This window comes from Janthinobacterium sp. 1L-D-8-B-C4, assembly GCF_057291295.1.
On the sequence record NZ_JBXAVX010000006.1, the window covers coordinates 19,815 to 39,077 of the forward strand.

14 protein-coding genes are annotated in these 19,263 nt (G+C 62.5%); 5 read left to right on the plus strand and 9 right to left on the minus strand.

Annotated elements, in window-relative coordinates; genetic code table 11:
- Positions 1-255: 255 nt before the first annotated feature.
- The 4 genes from AC0Z42_RS12220 to AC0Z42_RS12235 form a co-directional block, all read right to left on the minus strand.
- Entirely contained in the window at positions 256-1,845 is a 1,590-nt protein-coding gene (locus AC0Z42_RS12220) for a SpoVR family protein (RefSeq protein ID WP_485468741.1), read from the minus strand.
- Entirely contained in the window at positions 1,845-3,113 is a 1,269-nt protein-coding gene (locus tag AC0Z42_RS12225; RefSeq protein ID WP_485468491.1) for a YeaH/YhbH family protein, read from the minus strand. Before AC0Z42_RS12225 ends, AC0Z42_RS12220 begins: the two co-directional genes overlap by 1 nt.
- 57 nt (positions 3,114-3,170) lie before the next feature.
- On the minus strand, positions 3,171-5,093 hold the full coding sequence (locus AC0Z42_RS12230) for a PrkA family serine protein kinase (RefSeq protein ID WP_485468492.1): 1,923 nt from the start codon (positions 5,091-5,093) through the stop codon (positions 3,171-3,173).
- A 228-nt stretch (positions 5,094-5,321) separates the two neighbouring features.
- On the minus strand, positions 5,322-5,546 hold the full coding sequence (locus AC0Z42_RS12235) for a hypothetical protein (protein WP_485468493.1): 225 nt from the start codon (positions 5,544-5,546) through the stop codon (positions 5,322-5,324).
- 103 nt (positions 5,547-5,649) lie between these two features.
- Between AC0Z42_RS12235 and AC0Z42_RS12240 the strand changes: the two genes are divergently transcribed.
- A complete protein-coding gene (locus AC0Z42_RS12240; protein ID WP_485468494.1) occupies positions 5,650-6,666 on the plus strand; it encodes an adenosine deaminase in 1,017 nt (338 codons plus the stop codon).
- A gap of 22 nt (positions 6,667-6,688) precedes the next feature.
- A complete protein-coding gene (locus AC0Z42_RS12245; protein WP_485468495.1) occupies positions 6,689-9,220 on the plus strand; it encodes an ABC transporter permease in 2,532 nt (843 codons plus the stop codon).
- Between the two features lie 6 nt (positions 9,221-9,226).
- On the opposite strand, the gene AC0Z42_RS12250 is transcribed toward AC0Z42_RS12245, so the two are convergent.
- Positions 9,227-10,234 (minus strand): response regulator, encoded by a 1,008-nt coding sequence (locus tag AC0Z42_RS12250; protein WP_485468496.1) that lies wholly within the window; start codon positions 10,232-10,234, stop codon positions 9,227-9,229.
- 3 nt (positions 10,235-10,237) lie between these two features.
- Positions 10,238-11,551: a sensor histidine kinase gene (locus tag AC0Z42_RS12255; RefSeq protein ID WP_485468497.1), complete on the minus strand. Its 1,314-nt coding sequence runs from the start codon at positions 11,549-11,551 to the stop codon at positions 10,238-10,240.
- 166 nt (positions 11,552-11,717) lie between these two features.
- Between AC0Z42_RS12255 and cqsA the strand changes: the two genes are divergently transcribed.
- Genes cqsA through AC0Z42_RS12270 form a run of 3 tightly spaced genes read left to right on the plus strand, consistent with a single transcriptional unit; the run spans position 11,718 to position 14,781 of the window.
- Positions 11,718-12,965, plus strand: coding sequence for an alpha-hydroxyketone-type quorum-sensing autoinducer synthase (cqsA, locus tag AC0Z42_RS12260; protein WP_485468498.1), 1,248 nt, complete (start codon positions 11,718-11,720; stop codon positions 12,963-12,965).
- A gap of 39 nt (positions 12,966-13,004) precedes the next feature.
- Positions 13,005-13,400, plus strand: a complete 396-nt coding sequence (locus AC0Z42_RS12265; protein ID WP_485468499.1) for a group II truncated hemoglobin — start codon at positions 13,005-13,007, stop codon at positions 13,398-13,400.
- 4 nt (positions 13,401-13,404) lie between these two features.
- On the plus strand, positions 13,405-14,781 hold the full coding sequence (locus AC0Z42_RS12270) for a DNA recombination protein RmuC (protein WP_485468500.1): 1,377 nt from the start codon (positions 13,405-13,407) through the stop codon (positions 14,779-14,781).
- A 14-nt stretch (positions 14,782-14,795) separates the two neighbouring features.
- Here AC0Z42_RS12270 and moeA read toward each other — a convergent pair whose 3' ends face one another.
- The 3 genes from moeA to chrA form a co-directional block, all read right to left on the minus strand.
- On the minus strand, positions 14,796-16,637 hold the full coding sequence (gene moeA, locus AC0Z42_RS12275) for a molybdopterin molybdotransferase MoeA (protein ID WP_485468501.1): 1,842 nt from the start codon (positions 16,635-16,637) through the stop codon (positions 14,796-14,798).
- Positions 16,638-16,701: 64 nt separating this feature from the next.
- Positions 16,702-17,823, minus strand: a complete 1,122-nt coding sequence (gene moaA / locus AC0Z42_RS12280) for a GTP 3',8-cyclase MoaA (protein WP_485468502.1) — start codon at positions 17,821-17,823, stop codon at positions 16,702-16,704.
- Between the two features lie 27 nt (positions 17,824-17,850).
- Positions 17,851-19,212: a chromate efflux transporter gene (gene chrA / locus AC0Z42_RS12285; protein WP_485468503.1), complete on the minus strand. Its 1,362-nt coding sequence runs from the start codon at positions 19,210-19,212 to the stop codon at positions 17,851-17,853.
- Positions 19,213-19,263: the final 51 nt, after the last annotated feature.

Genomic DNA, 19,263 nt, shown 5'->3' on the forward strand with positions numbered 1-19,263 from the left:
GTTATGGCAGAATTATATTTTGCGTTATTGGATATGGAAAACGCTAAATTTGGATAGAATTATTTCTTTTAGGTAACTTTTCATGCCTGAACCAGACCACTTAAGCTTATTGCTGCACCAAGGCGGTGCGAATCGGCGCCGCGAGGAGCGAAATCACGTGTCGATACGGCGTTTTTCGAGGCCGTCAGGCCATACGGAATTGTGATGCAGGCATAGCGCACGCTTATATTTCGCTGATATCCATGACAAATCGTGTTACGGACGCATCATTGTATCGTCGCGGCGGTTGCGCTTTTCACGCCGGCAGTTCAGGGTGCCCAGCACCATGCCCTGCGGATCGACCGTGTCCAGATGCACGTCGAAGCCCCACAGGCGCGCCACATGTTTCAATACCTCCGTGGCCTGCTGGTTCAGGGGGCGGCGCAGGAATTGCGTGTGGCGCAAGGTCAGCGCACGGTCGTCGCGCGTGTTGACTGACCACACCTGGATATTCGGTTCACGATTGCCCAGGTTGTATTGCTCGGCCAGCTGCTGGCGCACATAGCGGTAGCCGGCTTCATCGTGGATGGCGGAAATGGCCAGCTTTTCATTCTTGTCGTCATCGAGCACGGCAAAGAAGTGAAATTCCCGTATCAGCCGCGGCGACAGGTACTGGGCAATGAAACTTTCATCCTTGAAATTGCGCATGGCAAAGTCCAGGCTTTTGCGCCAGTCGCTGCCGGCCAGGTCGGGAAACCAGGCGCGGTCTTCATCGGTCGGGTGTTCGCAGATGCGGCGGATATCGCTCATCATGGCAAAGCCCAGCGCATACGGATTGATGCCGCTGTAATACGGGCTGTCGATCGGCGGTTGATACACTACGTTGGTATGGCTTTTCAGGAACTCCATCATGAAGCCGTCGCCCACCACCCCTTCGTCATACAGCTGGTTCAATATCGTGTAGTGCCAGAAGGTGGCCCAGCCTTCGTTCATCACCTGGGTCTGGCGTTGCGGATAGAAATACTGCGAAATCTTGCGCACGATGCGCACCATCTCGCGCTGCCACGGTTCGAGCAGCGGCGCATATTTTTCGATAAAGTACAGCAGGTTTTCCTCGGGCTCGGGCGGGAAGCGTGGCGCCGCCTTGCGCTGCTCGTCCTCGTCTTCTTCCTCGTCGCGGCGCGGCAGGGTGCGCCACAGCTGGTTGATCTGCGACTGCACGTATTCTTCGCGTTCTTTCTGGCGCGCATATTCTTTCGCCATCGACAACTTGGCGGGGCGCTTGTAGCGGTCCACGCCATAGTTCTGGATCGCATGGCAGGAGTCGAGCAGCAATTCCACCGCGTCCACGCCATGGCGCTGTTCGCATTCGGCGATGTAGTTCTTGGCAAACACCATGTAATCGATGATGGCGTCCGCATCGGTCCAGGCGCGGAACAGATAATTGCCCTTGAAGAAGGAGTTGTGGCCGTAGGCCGCGTGCGCAATCACCAGCGACTGCATGGTCAGGCTGTTTTCCTCCATTAAATAAGCGATGCACGGGTTCGAGTTGATGACGATCTCGTAGGCCAGACCCATCTGGCCCCGCTTGTAGCTTTTCTCGGTCGACAAAAAATGCTTGCCGAACGACCAGTGGTTGTACGACACCGGCATGCCGACCGAGGTGTAGGCGTCCATCATCTGTTCGGCCGTGATCACTTCGAGCTGGTTGGGATAGGTGTCGAGGCCAAACTGTTTCGCCACGCGGCGGATTTCCTCGTGGATCTGCTCGATCAGCTCGAACGTCCATTCGGATTGCTCGGGCAGGGCGTTCGGGTGGCGGACGCGGACGAATGGTTCGGCATGCGGAGTGGCTGCGCTGGTCATCATTTCACCTGTTTCTTGAACAGTTCGCGGAAGACCGGATAGATATCGGCCGGCGTGACGATCTTTTGCATGGCGAAATGGCCGTGGTGGTCGAGCACGCCCGCATATTGCTCCCACAGGTTCTGCTGCGGGCCGTCGGTGATTTCAACGTAGGTGTAATACTGCACCTTGGGCATGATGGTATTGATCAAGAGCTGGCGGCACAGCACGGAATCGTTGTCCCAGTTGTCGCCGTCGGAAGCCTGTGCCACGTAGCTGTTCCACTGGCCGCCGCCGTAGCGCTCTTCTATTATAGTGTTGAGCAGGTTCAGGGCCGACGACACCACGGTGCCGCCCGATTCGCGCGAATTGAAGAAATCGTGTTCATCGACCTCGGAGGCGGCCGTATGGTGGCGGATAAACACCACGTCGATCTTGTCGTAGGCGCGCTTGAGGAACAGATACAGCAGGATGAAAAAGCGCTTGGCTGTATCCTTGCGCGACTCGTCCATCGAACCCGACACGTCCATGATGCAGAACATCACCGCCTGCGTCATCGGCTTGGGCACCTTGATGCGGTTGCTGTAGCGCAGGTCGAACGGGTCGATGAAGGGAATCGCCAGCAAGCGCGTGTGCAGGTGGTGGATCAGCCGGCGCAGCTCGAGCACGTCGCCGTCTTCTTCCGATACGCCTTCCCTGAGCATCTGCGCCAGTTGTTCCTCGGCCACGGCCAGTTGCTTGCGCGAGCCGCCGCCGACGGCGATGCGCCGGCCCAGTGCGCCGCGCAGGGAGCGCAGCACGTGAATATTCGATGGCGTGCCCGACATATTGTAGCCGGCGCGCTGGTTCTTCAGTTCGGTGGTGGCCGTCAGCTGGGTTTTCACCATGTGCGGCAATTCCAGGTCTTCAAAGAAAAAATTCATGAATTCTTCGCGCGACAGCTCGAAGATGAAATCGTCTTCGGAAGTTTCCTCGCTGTTGCCGGCCTTGCCGCGGCCACTGCCGCCGCCGCCCTTGGGCCGGGCGATCTGGTCGCCCTTCAGGTATTCCTTGTTGCCGGGATTGACGACTTCCCAGACCCCGCCATGCGCGTGGCCAAACGCCGGTTCGCCCACGTCCTTGACGGGAATGGTGACCTTTTCGCCATTTTCGACATCCGTGATCGAGCGCCCCTTGATGGCGCGCCCCACGGCATCCTTGATCTGGCCCTTGTAGCGCCGCAAGAAACGCTCGCGGTTGACGGCGGACTTGTTCTTGCTTTGCAAGCGCCTGTCGATGAGGTAAGTCAAAGCGTGCCTCCTTCACTTGTCTTGCGCGCCGGCCGAAGCCGGCGCGTCCCGCTGCCGCTAGGATGACTTGCGTACGCGCAAGTACCACTCGCATAACAGGCGTACCTGCTTGGCCGTATAGCCTTTTTCCACCATGCGGGCCACGAAGTCGGCGTGCTTGTTGGCATCGTCGGCGCTGGCCTTGGCATTGAAGGATATCACCGGCAGCAGATCTTCCGTATTCGAGAACATTTTCTTTTCGATCACGGTGCGGAATTTTTCATAACTGGTCCAGGCCGGATTCTTGCCGCCATTCGAGGCCCGCGCCCGCAGGCCGAAATTGACGATTTCGTTGCGGAAATCCTTGGGGTTCGAAATACCGGCCGGCTTCTCGATCTTTTCCAGTTCGTTGTTCAGTGATTCGCGGTCGAAGCTTTCGCCGGTGTCCGGGTCGCGGTATTCCTGGTCCTGTATCCAGAAGTCGGCAAACGTCACATAGCGGTCGAAAATGTTCTGGCCGTATTCGGAATAGCTTTCCAGGTAGGCGGTCTGGATTTCCTTGCCGATGAATTCCACGTAGCGCTGCGCCAGGTGCTCCTTGATATACGAGTAGTAGCGCTGTTCGAGTTCCGACGGAAACTGTTCGCGCTCGACCTGCTGCTCCAGCACATATAGCAGGTGCACCGGATTGGCCGCCACTTCGGAATTGTCGAAGTTGAACACCTTCGACAAAATCTTGAAGGCAAAGCGCGTCGACAGTCCGTTCATGCCTTCGTCGACGCCGGCATAGTCGACATACTCGTGCATCGACTTGGCTTTCGGATCGGTGTCCTTGAGGTTCTCGCCGTCGTACACCAGCATTTTGGAAAAGATGCTGGAATTTTCAGGGTCTTTCAGGCGCGACAGGATCGCGAACTGCGCCATCATGCGCAGGGTGCCCGGCGCGCACGGGGCTTTTTCCAGCGAGGAATTGGCCACCAGCTTGTCGTAGATCTTGATTTCGTCGGACACGCGCAGACAGTACGGCACCTTGACGATATAGATACGGTCGAGGAAAGCCTCGTTGTTGCGGTTGTTTTTAAACGTTTTCCATTCCGATTCGTTCGAGTGGGCCAGGATGATGCCGTCGAACGGTATCGCGCCAAAGCCTTCGGTACCCTTGTAATTGCCTTCCTGGGTGGCCGTCAGCAGCGGGTGCAGTACCTTGATCGGCGCCTTGAACATTTCAACGAATTCCATCAGGCCCTGGTTGGCCAGGCACAGGCCGCCCGAATAGCTGTAGGCGTCCGGGTCGTCCTGCGCATAGTCTTCGAGCTTGCGGATATCGACCTTGCCGACCAGCGAGGAGATATCCTGGTTGTTCTCGTCACCGGGCTCGGTCTTCGAGATGGCGATCTGTTTCAGCACCGACGGATAGCGCTTGACGACGCGGAACTGGTTGATGTCGCCATTGAATTCATGCAAACGTTTCACGGCCCACGGGCTGGGGATATTGCGCAGGTAGCGGCGCGGGATGCCGTAGTCTTCCTCGAGGATGGTGCCGTCTTCTTCCTCGTTGAACAGGCCCAGCGGCGACTCGTTGACGGGCGAGCCTTTCAGGCAGTAAAAAGGCACGTGCTCCATCAGCGACTTGAGCTTTTCGGCGATCGACGATTTGCCGCCGCCGACCGGCCCCAGCAAGTACAGGATCTGCTTGCGCTCTTCCAGCCCCTGTGCGGCATGGCGGAAATACGAGACCACCTGTTCGATCACTTCCTCGGTGCCATAAAACTCGCGGAAGGCCGGGTAGATCTTGATTATCTTGTTGGCGAAGATGCGCGACAGGCGCGTGTCGGTGCGCGTGTCGACCAGTTGCGGCTCGCCGATGGCGGCCAGCATGCGTTCGGGCGCGCTGGCGTAAGTCAGCTTGTCCTTCTTGCACAGGGCCAGGTATTCGGTGAGCGACATTTCCTCTTCACGGGTGCGCTCGTAGCGTGCTGCGTAGTTATCAAAAATGGTCATGTTCAATGTCCTTTAATGTAAAACTAACTTGCCAGTTACCATGTCAGCCGGCCTGGCAGTCGCCTCGGCTTGCCGCTTGCGTTGTTATTACCCCGTGTTCGATTGTTATTGTTGTTCAAGCCCGGCTGTCTTTGCCAGTCCGGATTGCCCGGACCAAAAACTGGCGCTTGATGCCATTCTGACGTAATCAGATGGCTTATTTTCATGTGTTGATAGCGCTTGTTGCACCTACCTTTGCCCCATGAAATTAATTATTGCTCTAAAGGATGAGGAAGTCAAAAGATAAGTCGTAATATCTTTAATACTTGTTTGTAAATTGTTGATTTGATTGAATAAAATCAAAAAAACCACAGGCTTTTTACCAAACTTTCCGGCCCCTTCACGATCATCATACGACAATTCGACAGCCTGCGCCGACAGTGGCGTGGCGGCGTCGCCGGTGGTGCGGCTCATCTTGCGATAAACTGCATGCATGTTTGATGACGCAGCGCCAGGGTCCCGGTCCGTCGCGCGCCTGCGCCAGCATTTTTTCTTCGCCCCCTACAAGGAACACCTCATGATGAACGAGCAATTGCGCGCGATCGTACGCGGCATGCCCAAAGCCGAACTGCATATCCATATCGAAGGCTCGCTGGAACCGGAACTGATTTTCGCACTGGCCGAACGCAATGGCGTGCCGCTGGGCTATGAATCCGTGGAACACTTGCGCAGCGCCTATGCCTTTACGGATTTGCAGTCCTTTCTCGATATTTATTACGCTGGCGCAAGCGTGCTGCTGAAAGAGCAGGATTTCTACGACATGACGCAGGCCTACTTGCTGCGTGCCGAAGCCGACAATGTGCTGCACACCGAAATTTTCTTCGACCCGCAAACCCATACGGCGCGCGGCGTGGCGATCGCCGACGTGATCAACGGCATCCACCGCGCCTGCCAGGACAGCCCCGTCAGCGCCAGCCTGATCCTGTGCTTCCTGCGCCATCTGAGCGAAAAGGAAGCGTTCGAGACCCTGGAAGATGCGCTGCCCTACCGCGACAAGTTCATCGGCATCGGCCTCGATTCGTCGGAAGTGGGCAACCCGCCCGAAAAATTTTCACGCGTGTTTGCGCGCTGCCGCGAACTGGGCCTGCACCTGGTGGCGCATGCCGGCGAAGAAGGTCCGCCGGCGTATATCCGCACCGCGCTTGACGATTTGAAAGTCGAACGCATCGACCATGGCGTGCGCTGCCTGGAAGACGTGGAACTGACGGCGCGCCTGGCGCGCGAGCAGATCGCGCTGACCGTCTGCCCGCTGTCGAACACCAAGCTGCGCGTGTTCGACCAGATGCACGACCATAACCTGGCCGAGCTGCTGGCCGCAGGCCTCCTGGTCACCGTCAACTCGGACGACCCGGCGTATTTCGGCGGCTACATGAACGATAACTTCGACGCCATCTTCGACGCGCTGCCTTTGGGCCTGGCGCACGCCCGCCAATTGGCGCGCAACGGCTTTATCGCGGCGTTCTTGCCGCAGGCGCAAAAAGACGCGTTCCTGGCCACTGTCGACGCCTATTTCGCGCAAACTACACCGCAATAACTTTTCATAAAGATCCGCCGCCATGCTCCGCCTATCCCTCAACATGACCGGGCGCGACTGGCGCGCCGGGCAATTGCGTTTCCTGCTGATCGCCCTGATCGTGGCTGTTGCCGCGCTGTCGGCGGTGGGCTTTTTCGTCGACCGCCTGCGCTCTGGCCTGAACCGCGACGCGCACCAGCTGCTCGGTGCCGACCTCGTCATCAGCGCCGACCAGCCGGTCAGCGCCGCTTGGCGCGCGGAGGCGCAACGGCGCGGCTTCATGCTGGCCGACACCGTCACCTTTCCCAGCATGGCGCAGGCCGGCGAAGGCGAGCAATCGCTGTCGCAGCTGGCCTCGATCAAGGCCGTTTCAAACGGTTATCCGCAGCGCGGCAAGCTGAAAATCACCACCAGTTCCAGCGAAGCGCTGGACGCCGTCGGCAAGCCGACCGATCAGGTGCCCGCGCCCGGCACCCTGTGGGTCGATGCGGCCATTTTGTCCGCCCTGAACGCGAAACTGGGCGATACCTTGAAACTTGGCGACAAGAATTTTACCGTCACGCAGCTGATCGCCAGCGAGCCGGACCGCGGCGCCTCGTTCTTGAACTTTGCGCCGCGCGTGATGCTGCCTTTGGCCGACCTGGCCGCCACGGCGCTGGTGCAAAATGGCTCACGCGTGTCGTATCGCCTGCTGCTGTCGGCGCCGGCAACAAAAGCGGCCGATATCGCCAGCTACCAGGGGTGGCTGGAAAAACAGATCAGCGAACAGGCGATCAAGGGCGTGCGCATCGAATCGATCGAGTCGGGCAACCCGCAGATGCAGTCGACGCTGGACCGCGCCGACCGTTTCCTGTCGCTGGTCGGCCTGCTGTCGGCGATGCTGGCGGCGGTTGCCGTGGCGATGGCGGCGCGCCGCTTCATGCTGCGCCACCTCGACGCCTGCGCCATGTTGCGCTGCCTGGGCCTGACGCAAAACCAGGTCACGGCCATGTATGTGATCGAGTTCCTGATCGTTGGCCTGGTCGGCAGCGTGATCGGCGTGGCGGTCGGTTTCGGCGGCCACCTGGTGCTGCTCGAATTGCTGGGCAAGCTGGTGCAAAGCGACTTGCCGCCGGTGTCGATGCTGCCGGCGTTGCAGGGCGTGGCCACCGGCATCCTGCTGTTGCTGGGGTTTGCCCTGCCGCCGATTTTGCAGTTGCGTAATGTGCCGCACAACCGCGTGATCCGCCGCGAGCAGGAGCCGCCGCAGGCGCTGGCGCTGGCCACTTATGGCCTGGGCATCGCCGCCTTTGTGGTGCTGCTGCTGTGGCAGGCTGGCGACGTGACCCTGGCGCTGCTGACGGCGGCAGGTTTCCTCGGCGGCTTTGCGCTGTTTGGCCTGGCCGGCTGGCTTGGCCTCAAGTCCCTGAAAAGCCTGCGCGGCCTGGTCAACCATCAAAGCTGGCGCTTTGCCGTGACGTCCTTGCAGCGCCGCCCGGGCGCGACCGTGATCCAGGTGGTGTCGCTGGCGCTGGGCCTGATGGCTTTGCTCTTGCTGACGGTGGTGCGCGGCGATCTGATGGTGGCCTGGCGCAACGCTACGCCAGCCGACGCACCGAACCGCTTCATCATCAATATCTTGCCGGAACAAAAAGAGCCGATCGCCGCGCGCCTGGCGCAGGCCGGCGTGCTCAATGCACCGCTGTATCCGATGATACGCGGGCGCCTGGTGGCCGTGAACGGCAAGACGATTACCGAAGACACTTACGAGGACGACCGCGCCAAGCGCCTGGCCGACCGCGAATTCAATCTGTCGACCATGGCGCGCATGCAAGAGCAAAACAAGCTGCTCGCCGGCCAATGGTTCAGCGGCAAGCCGGGTGCACCGGCCGAAGCGTCGGTGGAAGAGGGCATCGCCAAGACCCTGAACCTGAAGCTGGGCGACAGCATGCGTTTCGATATCGCCGGCCAGATGGTCGAGGCGCGCATCACCAGCTTGCGCAAGCTCGAATGGGGTTCGATGCGCGTCAATTTCTTTGTCATCATCAACCCGGAAGCGATGGCCGACACGCCGCAAACCTGGATCACGGCGTTTCATCTGCCGGCCGCGCATGGCGACCTGGGCAATGCCCTGACGCGTGACTACCCGAACCTGACGGTGGTGGACGTGGGCGGCATTTTGAAACAGATCCAGGCCGTGCTGGACCAGGTGGTGACGGCGGTTGAATTCCTGTTTGCGTTTACGCTGGCGTCGGGCCTCCTGGTGCTGTATGCGGCGCTGATGGGTTCGCAAGACGAGCGCACCCGCGAAGCGGGCCTGCTGCGCGCGCTGGGCGCCACCCGGCGCCAGCTGGCGCAAGCCCAGCTGATCGAATTCTCGCTGGTGGGCGCGCTGGCCGGCTTGCTGGCGGCGTCTGGCGCGGCGGCCATGGGCTGGGCGCTGGCCACGTACCAGTTCAAATTCGCCTGGAGCTTCGCGCCCGGCGTGTGGCTCTTCGGCCTGCTGGCCGGCGCCCTGTGCGCGATTGCCGGCGGCTGGCTGGGCCTGCGCGGCGTATTGAAACATCCGCCGCTGCAAACCCTGCGCGAAGGGTAAGCCGCCTCAGGCGGCCAGGCTTTCCCTGGCCTGCGTGCGCAAAAACTGTGCATACGACAGCACCGGCTGGCCCAGCTGGTGCGCCGGCAGGTCGAACAGGGCCCAGTAGTAGGTTTCGCCACCCCGGCAAATGGTCGGTGGAGCGCAGTAGCGGAACCAGTTTTCGCCAATGCTGGCGCTATACATGCCGTCGCTGTCGGCATCGGAAAAATACGGGATCACACGCAGTTCCAGCAAGGCTTGCAGCAGCGACTGCGGCGCATCGCTGTCGCGTGCCATCTCGTATTGCGTGTGCAGGCTGCGTTCGGTTTCGATCACCATCAGCCTGGCCTGGCCATCGCGCGTGAAAAACAGGATGCCGCCCGGGTTGGGAAAAATATAGTGTTCGACAAAGCCATGGCGCCGGCACAATTCCAGCACCACCGCCGCCATCGCCTCGTCCTGCAGGAACTGGTAGTCGTGCAGCACCAGCAGGTCGCGCACCGTATCGGATTGCTGCAGGAAAAACTCGCGCTGCAGGCCGATGATTTCGTGTTCGAGGATATCGAGCGCATTGTCGTCGCTCTTCTTGATGTAGCGGTCGATCAGGCCCCGGTTGAAGGCGGTGACCGCCACTTTTTCATCGGCCGCGCCGGTGAACAGAATCTTCTTGCATGGCAGGTCGCGCACCGCCTGGCAAAATTCCAGGCCATTCATCTGCGGCATCGAATAATCGACCACCAGTACCGACGGCGTGGCAAAGCGCTGGGGCTGGCTGCTGATGCGCCAGATGCGCTCGATGTCGAGCGCCACGTTGCACTGGTCGGGCGGCAGGTTTTGCGTGTCGAAGTTGACGTGCAGCGGGGTCTCGCCCTGCCGCGTGCTTTGGCGCAGCCAGTCCAGGGCCGCGCTGGTGTCGTGGAAGGTCTTGCGCGCCAGCGCGGGATCGAGCTGGAAGGCCAGGCTTTTCAGAAAGGAATCGCTGTCGTCGATCAGGACGGTCAGGGTCGGGTGGGTATGGACGGGCAGTATCATGCGTCACCTTGCACGTTGGGGAGGAGAAAAACGGTCGGGCGCCGGCGGCGCGAATTCCAGCACGAAGATGGCATAGGCGCTGTCGCGCGAGACGCAATGGATGCGCGCCCGCCAGGCTTGCAGGATCTGCCGGCACAGTGCCAGGCCGATGCCGCTGCCATTGTGCGCGGGATAGGAATAGAAGCGGTCGAAGATCAGCGGCAGGCGGCTGGCGGCAATCCCGCAGCCGGTGTCGATGAACAGCAGGCGCGGCACGGCCCGCTTGCCGTCGATGACGATGCGCACGCGGCCCTTGCCGGCGCGCTGGATGGCTTTCAGGGCGTTGCGCAGCAGGTTCAGCAGGATCACCACGCACAGCTCCGTCTGGCCTGCAAAGCGGAAATCGGCGCGCAGGTCGACCGCGACGAGGGCGCGCTGCGCCGGACTGACAAAGGGATAGCGTTTGAGGACGGCCGTCACCGTGTCGTGCATGCCGACCGACTCGGTCGCTTCGAGCCGGCTGCTGACGGCGCTGGCGCTGAGCAGGAACAGGTCGATCATGTGATGCATGTGGCGTACTTCGAACTGGATGCGCGCCAGCGCGTCGATGCAGGCCGCGCCGGGCGCAGCGCTATCGGCACCGGTATCGCGCGCCAGCAAACGCTGCAGGCCGCGTACATTGGCTTCGACGCTGACCAGCGGCGTGCGCAGTTCGTGCGCCACGCTGCCCAGGCCAGCGGCCAGGCCGGCCAGCTTTTCCTGCGCCCCTACATGGCGGCTGACCTTGACCAGCGACAGTACGACGATGGTAAACCAGTGTACCGGTAGCTGCTGCATGACCTGCGTGTCGAGCAGGAAGTGCGGGTCGCCCAGCACGGCAAAGACCGCGCAGGCCAGCAGCGTGCCGCTCAGGTAGGCCAGCACGGCGATGCGCGTATCGAAATGGAACAGCACTACCAGCGCCACCAGCAGCGAGTGCATCCATAGCGCCGAGGCATGGTTCATCAGGAACATCAGGGTAAAGAAAAACGGCAGCTCGAACGTCAGGCCGACGAACAGATAGACGCTGAACCAGGTATTGCTGAAGCGCTGAGGGAACAGGGCCGGTACGAACAGCAGCGCAGCCATGACGCGCAAGGCCGGCGATTCGAATTCCTGCGGAAAATAGTAATGCCACAGCGTGTAGTACAACGGCATGCCGAGCGCACCGCAAAAGGCCAGCAGGCGCACCTGGGCGCGCCGGACCGGCGTATGCTCGATGGCGTCATGGAAATGCAGAAAAGGCTGGAGCAGCCGGCTTTGCCATGGTTTTCCAGCGGAGGACTGTGCATGCGTCATGGTATGGGGAAGGAACTTTTGTGGTAAATCAATACCATATGATCAGCCTGTTTCCGGTGGAAAAGAAGGCTAACTGGTCCGGTATTGAGATGCATCAAACTCCTGAGTAATGGCTCGCGCATGTTGGATGTAGCAATTCCCATCACAACATTTCCATGGAGTCATCATGTCACCTGCCATTTCTTCCCTGTCCACCGCCGCTGCCATCAATGCCGAACAACAGCTGCCCGCCTTTGTGCGCGCGCGCATGGACGAACATTATGTGGAGCGCATCGAAAAGCTGCTCGGTGGCGAACACCTGCACCAGTGGCAAGCGATGCCGGCCGATGCGGTCATGCTCGCCGGCAATGATTACCTGAATATCGCCGGCGAACCGGCGCCGCTGGCGGCGCAGGCGCGCGTATTGCAAGGCGGCGGCGCGATGCTGATGTCGTCAGTCTTCCTGCAGGAAGGCAGCCGCCAGCACCGCCTGGAGGGCAAGCTGGCCGCATTTCTCGGCAGCGAGGCGTGCGTGCTGGCGCAGTCGGGCTGGGCCGCCAATGTGGGCTTGCTGCAAAGCCTGGCCGGCCCCGGCATCCCGGTGTATCTCGACATGCAGGCCCATGCTTCGCTGTGGGAGGGCGTGCAGTCGGCGCAGGCACTGGCCGTGCCTTTCCTGCATAACGACAGCGCCCACCTGCGCCGCCAGCTGGAACGGCATGGCCCGGGCATCATCGTGGTCGACGCGCTGTACAGCACCAATGGCAGCGTCGCGCCGCTGCTGGCAATGGTCGAGATTGCCGAACGCAGCGGCTGCATGCTGATCGTCGACGAATCGCATTCGCTGGGCACGCACGGGCCGAAAGGCGCCGGCCTGGTGGCCGAGCTGGGACTGGCCGGGCGCGTTCATTTCCGTACCGCCTCGCTGGCCAAGGCGTTTGCCGGGCGCGCCGGGCTGATCACCTGCTCGTCGCACTTCAAGGGATACTTTTTGTCCGCCTCGCGCCCGGCCATTTTCAGTTCCTGCCTGCTTGAGCACGAGCTGGCGTGGTTCGACGCCGCGCTCGATTTCATCAGCGCCGCCGACGAGCGCCGCGCCGCACTGCGCCAGCACAGCGTCTACCTGCGCCAGGGCCTGCTTGACCTGGGCTATAACGTCAGCGACGGCACCGAGCAGATCATCGCGCTCGAAGCGGGCACCGAACCGGACACCCTGGTGCTGCGCAAGGCTCTGGAACGCCATGGCATCTACGGCGCCGTGTTTTGCGCGCCAGCCACGCCAAAAAACCGCGCGCTGGTGCGCCTGACCCTGAATGCCCTGCTGCGCCAGGACCAGGCGCAGCGCCTGCTCGACGCCTGCGCGGCGATCCGCGACGAAGTGGGCCTGGCGCGCTGGCCGTCGACGCGACGCCTGCGCAAGCTGGCGCTGGTCTAGCCAGGACGGGGCCGGGCCGCTTGCGCTATCATGGCGGCCATGACCGATACCAACGCCCCCACCCTGTACCAGACCATCGGCGGCGCGCCCGTGCTGCGCCAGATGGTCGACCGCTTTTATGACCTGATGGAGCTGGAACCGGAATTTGCCGGCATCCGCACCATGCATCCATCCTCGACCGAAGGCTCGCGCGACAAGCTGTATTTCTTCCTGACGGGATGGATGGGCGGGCCGGATTTGTATATCGAAAAATTCGGCCACCCGCGCCTGCGCGCGCGCCATTTGCCGTACGCCATCGGCACGAGCGAGCGCGACCAGTGGCTGCGCGCCATGGCCTGGGCCATGGAAGACAGCGGCATCGAAGAATCCCTGCGCGTGCGCCTGATGGAGTCGTTCTACCAGACCGCCGACTGGATGCGCAACAAGCCCGACTGACGCCATGACCTCGCTCGAATTCTATGTGCTGCTGAGCGCGCTCGCGGCCGTCATCGTCCTGCTGGTGCTGCTGCTGTTGCGCCCGCGCCCGGGCGCCGGTACCGACGGCGCCACCACCCTGGCGCTGGTGCAGCAGCACCAGGCGCAAAGCCTGGAACGCATCGACCGGGTCGAGCGCGAAGTGCGGCTGCAGCTGCAAGCGTCGGCGCAGGCCACGCGGCAGGACCTGGCAGCCGGCCTGGCGCAATTCCAGGCCGCTACCTTGCAGCAGCTCGACAGCCTGCGCACGCAGATCCAGGCGCAGGGAAAAGTGGGGCGCGAAGAACAGGCGCAAAGCCTGGCGCGCTTTGCCGACAGCACCAGCCAGAGCCTGGCCCAGCTGACCGAATCGAATGCGCAGCGCATGCTGGAAGTGCGCGCCACCCTGGAAAACAAGATCCGCGACTTGCAGGCTGACAATGGCGCGCGGCTGGAAGAAATGCGCAAGACGGTCGATGAAAAACTGCATGCCACCCTGGAAACGCGCCTGTCCGCCTCGTTCCAGCAAGTGTCGGAGCGGCTGGAAAAAGTGCACCAGGGACTTGGCGAAATGCAGCAGCTGGCGCTGGGCGTGGGCGACCTGAAGCGGGTACTGACCAACGTCAAGACGCGCGGCACCTGGGGTGAGGTGCAGCTGGAAATGCTGCTGGAGCAAGTGCTTACCATCGACCAGTATGCGAAAAACGTGGAAACCGTGCCGGGCAGCGGCGCCAGGGTCGAGTTCGCATTGAAACTGCCGGGGCTGGTCGATGGCGGGCCGCCCGTCTGGATGCCGATCGATGCGAAGTTCCCCAAGGAACAATATGAACGGCTGGTCGAGTCGGCCGAGCGGGCCGATGCCGAGGGCGTGCTGCAGGCGGGGCGCGAATTGGAACGGGCGGTGCGCGGCGAGGCGAAAACCATCGCCGACAAATACCTGTTGCCTCCCAACACCACCGACTTTGCGATTCTGTTCCTGCCCACCGAAGGCCTGTACGCGGAAGTGATGCGCCGGCCGGGCCTGGCCGACGACTTGCAGCGCGTGCACCGGGTCAGCATTGCCGGCCCGTCGACGCTCACCGCCTTGCTCAACAGCCTGCAGATGGGTTTCAGGACGCTGGCGCTGGAAAAGCGCTCGTCGGAAGTATGGCAGGTGCTGGGCGCCGTCAAGACGGAGTTCGGCAAGTTCGGCGAAGTGCTGTCGCAAACCCGTTTGACCCTGGAAAAGGCGGCCAGGAATATCGAAAGCGCCGAAGTGCGCAGCCGGCAGATGGCGCGCAAGCTCAAATCGGTAGAAGCCTTGCCGGGCGACACGGCTGCCCTGCTGCTGGGGGAAGCCGGCGTGGACCCCGCCGCAGAGTAATTGCCCGGCCGGCCTCAGGCCAGCCCGTGAAACAACACGATATCGACCAGTTCGCCGGCCGCCACATGGCCTTGCTGTTCATGCAGCACGATCATGCAGTTGGCCTGCGTCATCGAGCGCAAGATGCCCGAGCCTTGCGCGCCCGTCACGCGCACTTGCTGGCGGCCGTGCGCGTCTCGCTCGACAATGCCGCGCTGGTACTCGGTGCGGCCGCGTTTCTTGCGGATCGCCGCCTGCGCCGGCACGCTGATCAGTGGCAACGCCTCGGCGCTGGCCCCCATCATGCGCAGCAGTGTGGGGCGGGCCAGGAAATAAAACGTCGCCATCACCGCCACCGGATTGCCGGGCAACCCCAGCAACAGGGCCGAGTGCCCATCGGCGCAGATTTCACCGAAAGCCATCGGCCGGCCCGGACGCATGTTGATTTGCCAGAAGGCCACCTTGCCCAGCCGGGCCAGGATCGCGCGCGTATGGTCGGCCGCGCCGCTCGACACGCCACCCGAGGTGATGATGACGTCCGCGCTGGCGCAGGCGCCGCGCAGGGCCGCTTCCAGTGCAGCGGGCTGGTCCTTCACGCTGCCCATGTCGAGAGGCTCGCAGCCCAGGCGCTCCAGCATGCCCAGCAGGGTATAGCGGTTGCTGTCGTAGATGCTGCCGGCGGCCAAAGGCTCGCCCGGCTGGCGCAATTCGTCGCCGGTCGAGAAAAACGCCACCCGCAGCTTGCGCTGCACCGGCACCGAGGCGATGCCCAGCGACGCCAGCAGGCCAAGTTCGGCCGGTCCCAAACGCTTGCCCTGCAGTAGCGCCGGCTGGCCCTGCATCAGGTCTTCGCCCTTGAAACGGCGGTTGTCGCCCGCCTTGATCGCATCGGCGCGCAAGGTAATCTGTTGCTCGTTGGCTTGCAGCACCAGTTCCTGCGGCACCACGCTGTCGCAGCCGGCCGGCATCACGGCGCCGGTCATGATGCGTGCGCATTGCCCGGGTTCAACCGCCACCGTACCCGGCCTGCCGGCCAGGATGGTGTCGACCACCGCCAGGGTCACCGGCGCACTGCCGGCCAGGTCGGCGCCATGCAGGGCGTAGCCGTCCATGGCTGAATTGTCGTGCGCCGGCACGCTGATCGGCGAAATGATGTCGTTCGCCAGGATGCGCCCCAGCGCCTGTGCCAGCGGCAACTGTTCCAATTCCGTGATGGGCGCGGCCTTGGCGGCCAGCAGCGCTTGCGCCATGTCCACCGTCATGGCCTCGGCGTTCAGTTGGGCCAGTTCCTCTGGGGTATTGATATTGCGAAACGCGGCCGCGTCCTCGAACAGCACTTCGGCCAGTCTCAAGCCGCCATGCCAGGCGCCGACCCTGCGCTCGCCACTGGCCAGATAAGTATCGAGCTGGGGCAGGGCAGACGTCTTGACCAGGCAAAATACGGGATGGCGGCGCCGTTGCGGCGCGCCGCCAGCAGGATCAAGCTCTTCGGTAACGGCAATCGCCAGGTCCGCGTCGTGCGCCAGCAGGCCGGCGGCGAGGCGGGCAGCCAGGTCCGGCGGCAGCAGCGGCGAGTCGCATGGCACCATCAGCAGATACGGCGTGCCAGCGCGGCGCATGCCACTTTGCAAGCCGGCCAGCGGGCCGCAATGGCCGGCCAGGTCGTCAGGCCAGATGGGCAGGCCGAAGCCGAGATAGTGTTCAGGGCGGGCGTTGACATTGAAGGCCAGCGGCCCCACTTGCGGCGCCAGGCGTTGCAGCACGTGCTGCGCCAGCGGCTGGCCGTGCAGGGCCAGCATGCCCTTGTCCTGTTGGCCCATGCGCGTGGCCAGGCCGCCGGCCAGTATCAGGCCGGTAATGTCTTGTTTAGCTATCATGCGGATGCTTGCAGTGGTGATTCCAGACGCCATGGTAGCAGCGGCCATGACCGGCCGGCAGAAATCAGCCGCCGATATACGACATTTCCACTTTCTTTTTGCCTGGCTCAATTGCCTGGCCGGGCAAGCTGGTCTGGCTGGTGCGCAGTTCCGAATAACGGTCGCCGCGGCCGCGCCACAGCTGCGCCACCGCGCTGGAAATTTCTTCGTCGCTGCGGCCATCGCGCAGCAGGGCGCGCAGGTCGTGGCCGCCGCTGGCAAACAGGCACGTGTACAGCTTGCCTTCGGTCGACAGGCGGGCCCGGCTGCAGTCGGCGCAAAACGCCTGCGTGACGCTGGAAATGAGGCCGATCTCGCCGCCGCCATCGAGGTAGCGCCAACGCGAGGCCGTCTCGCCCGTGTAGTTCGGATCGACCGGCGCCAGGGGCATGGTTTCACCGATGCGGCGCGCCACCTCTGCCGATGGAATCACTTCCTTCAGGTCCCAGCCGTTCGAGGCGCCCACGTCCATGTATTCGATAAAACGCAGGATGTACGGCGTGCCCTTGAAATGGCGCGCCATCGGCACGATTTCCTGGTCGTTCATGCCGGCCTTGACCACCATGTTGACCTTGATCGGCCCCAGGCCCACCTGGTGCGCCACGTCGATGCCATGCAGCACGTCGGCCACCGCGAAATCGACATCGTTCATGCGCTTGAAGGTGGCGTCGTCGAGCGAATCGAGCGACACGGTGACCCGGTTCAGGCCGGCATCCTTCAGCGATTGCGCCTTTTTTGCCAGCAAGGAGCCATTGGTGGTCAGGGTCAGGTCCAGCGGCTGGCCCGAGGGCGTGCGCAGGGCGGCCAGCATCGCGACCAGGCGTTCGATATTCTTGCGCAGCAGCGGCTCGCCGCCCGTCAGGCGGATCTTTTCCACGCCATGGGCCACGAACAGGCGCGCGATGCGCGTGATTTCCTCGAACGACAACAAGGCCGTGTGCGGCAGGTAGACGTGGTTCTTGTCGAACACGTCTTTCGGCATGCAATACACGCAACGGAAATTGCAGCGGTCGGTAATCGAAATGCGCAGGTCGTGCAGGGGCCGGCCCAGGCGGTCGGCCACGCTGCCGGTCGGCTGTTCCAGCCGTTGCGGTACGGCCACGGCGCCATTGCGCGCTTCGGCCAGGTAGATAATCTTGTCAAGCATGAATGTATTGCCACTGCCTATAGTCGTTCAAGGCAGATACGATAGCACGAGGCCGAAGATGGCACAGGCGAGCAGCAATTTGATGGTGCCAAGCTGATATTTTATCAATGCCACGCTGGCCGCCACGGCAATGGCAATCGCCAGCCAGTCCCAGTGCGGCGCGGCTTGTTCCATCCTGAACACATGCTGGCCGAAGAACAGCGCCAGGCTGGCGATCACGCCCACCACGGCGGCCGAGACGGCGTTCAGCGGCGCGTCCAGGTGCAGATTGCCGCGCGTCGCTTCCACCAGCGGCGCGCCGGCCAAAATGAAGATAAACGACGGCAGGAAGGTGAACCAGGTCGTGACCAGCGCGCCGCACACGCCCGCCAGCAATAGATGCTCGCCGAACACGGCCTGGCCCCAGGCGCCGACAAAGCCGATAAAGGCGACGATCATGATCAAGGGCCCGGGTGTGGTTTCGCCGAGCGCCAGGCCGTCCATCATCTGCGCGCTGCCGAGCCAGTGGTAATGTTCGACGGCGCCCTGGTGCAGATACGGCAGCACGGCGTAGGCGCCGCCAAAGGTCAGCAGGGCGGCCTTGCTGAAAAACACCGCCATCTGCGCCAGCGGCTGTTCGCGCCCGCCCAGCCAGGCCAGCGCCAGCCATGCCAGAACGATCAGCATGATGCCCAGCAAGGGCGTCATCAACAAACGCGGCCAGCCGAAACGTGCGTGGGCCGGGGTGGGCGTATCGTCGTCGATCAGGGCCGGGCCATGGCTTTTGTTGCCGCCATGGCTGGCGCTGCTGGCGTGAAACTGGGCCGGCAACAGGTAGCCGCCGGCCGCGCCCAGCACGGCGGCGCACAGCACGATCAATGGAAACGGCAGCTGGAATACGGCAATGGCCAGCAGGGCAAGAAAGGCGATTAGCTGCAGGCCTGGCGTGCGCAAGGTGCGGCGGCCCAGGCGCCAGGCCGCCGCCAGCACCAGCGCGACGACGGCCGGCTTGACGCCATACAGCACGCCGGCAATCGCACTGACATGGCCATACGCCATATAGATCCACGACAGGGCGATCAACAGCAGCAACGACGGCAGCAGGAACAGCAGGCCGGCGATGATGCCGCCGCGCGTGCGGTGCAGCAGCCAGCCGATATAGATGGCCAGCTGGGTCGCTTCCGGCCCCGGCAGCAGCATGCAGTAGTTCAGCGCATGCAGGAAACGCCGCTCGGAAATCCAGCGCCGCTTTTCCACCAGTTCCGCATGCATCATGGCGATTTGCCCGGCCGGGCCGCCAAAGCTGATGCAGCCCAGCTTGAGCCAGTACCAGAAGGCGCTGCGCAGGCTGACAGGAGCGGGGATGGCGGCTACGGTCTTTTCAAGCATGGCTGGCGAAAGTGAGGACATAAAAAAGGGGAAGCCTTGGCTCCCCCTTTATCGAGTGCGGCTGGGCGGACC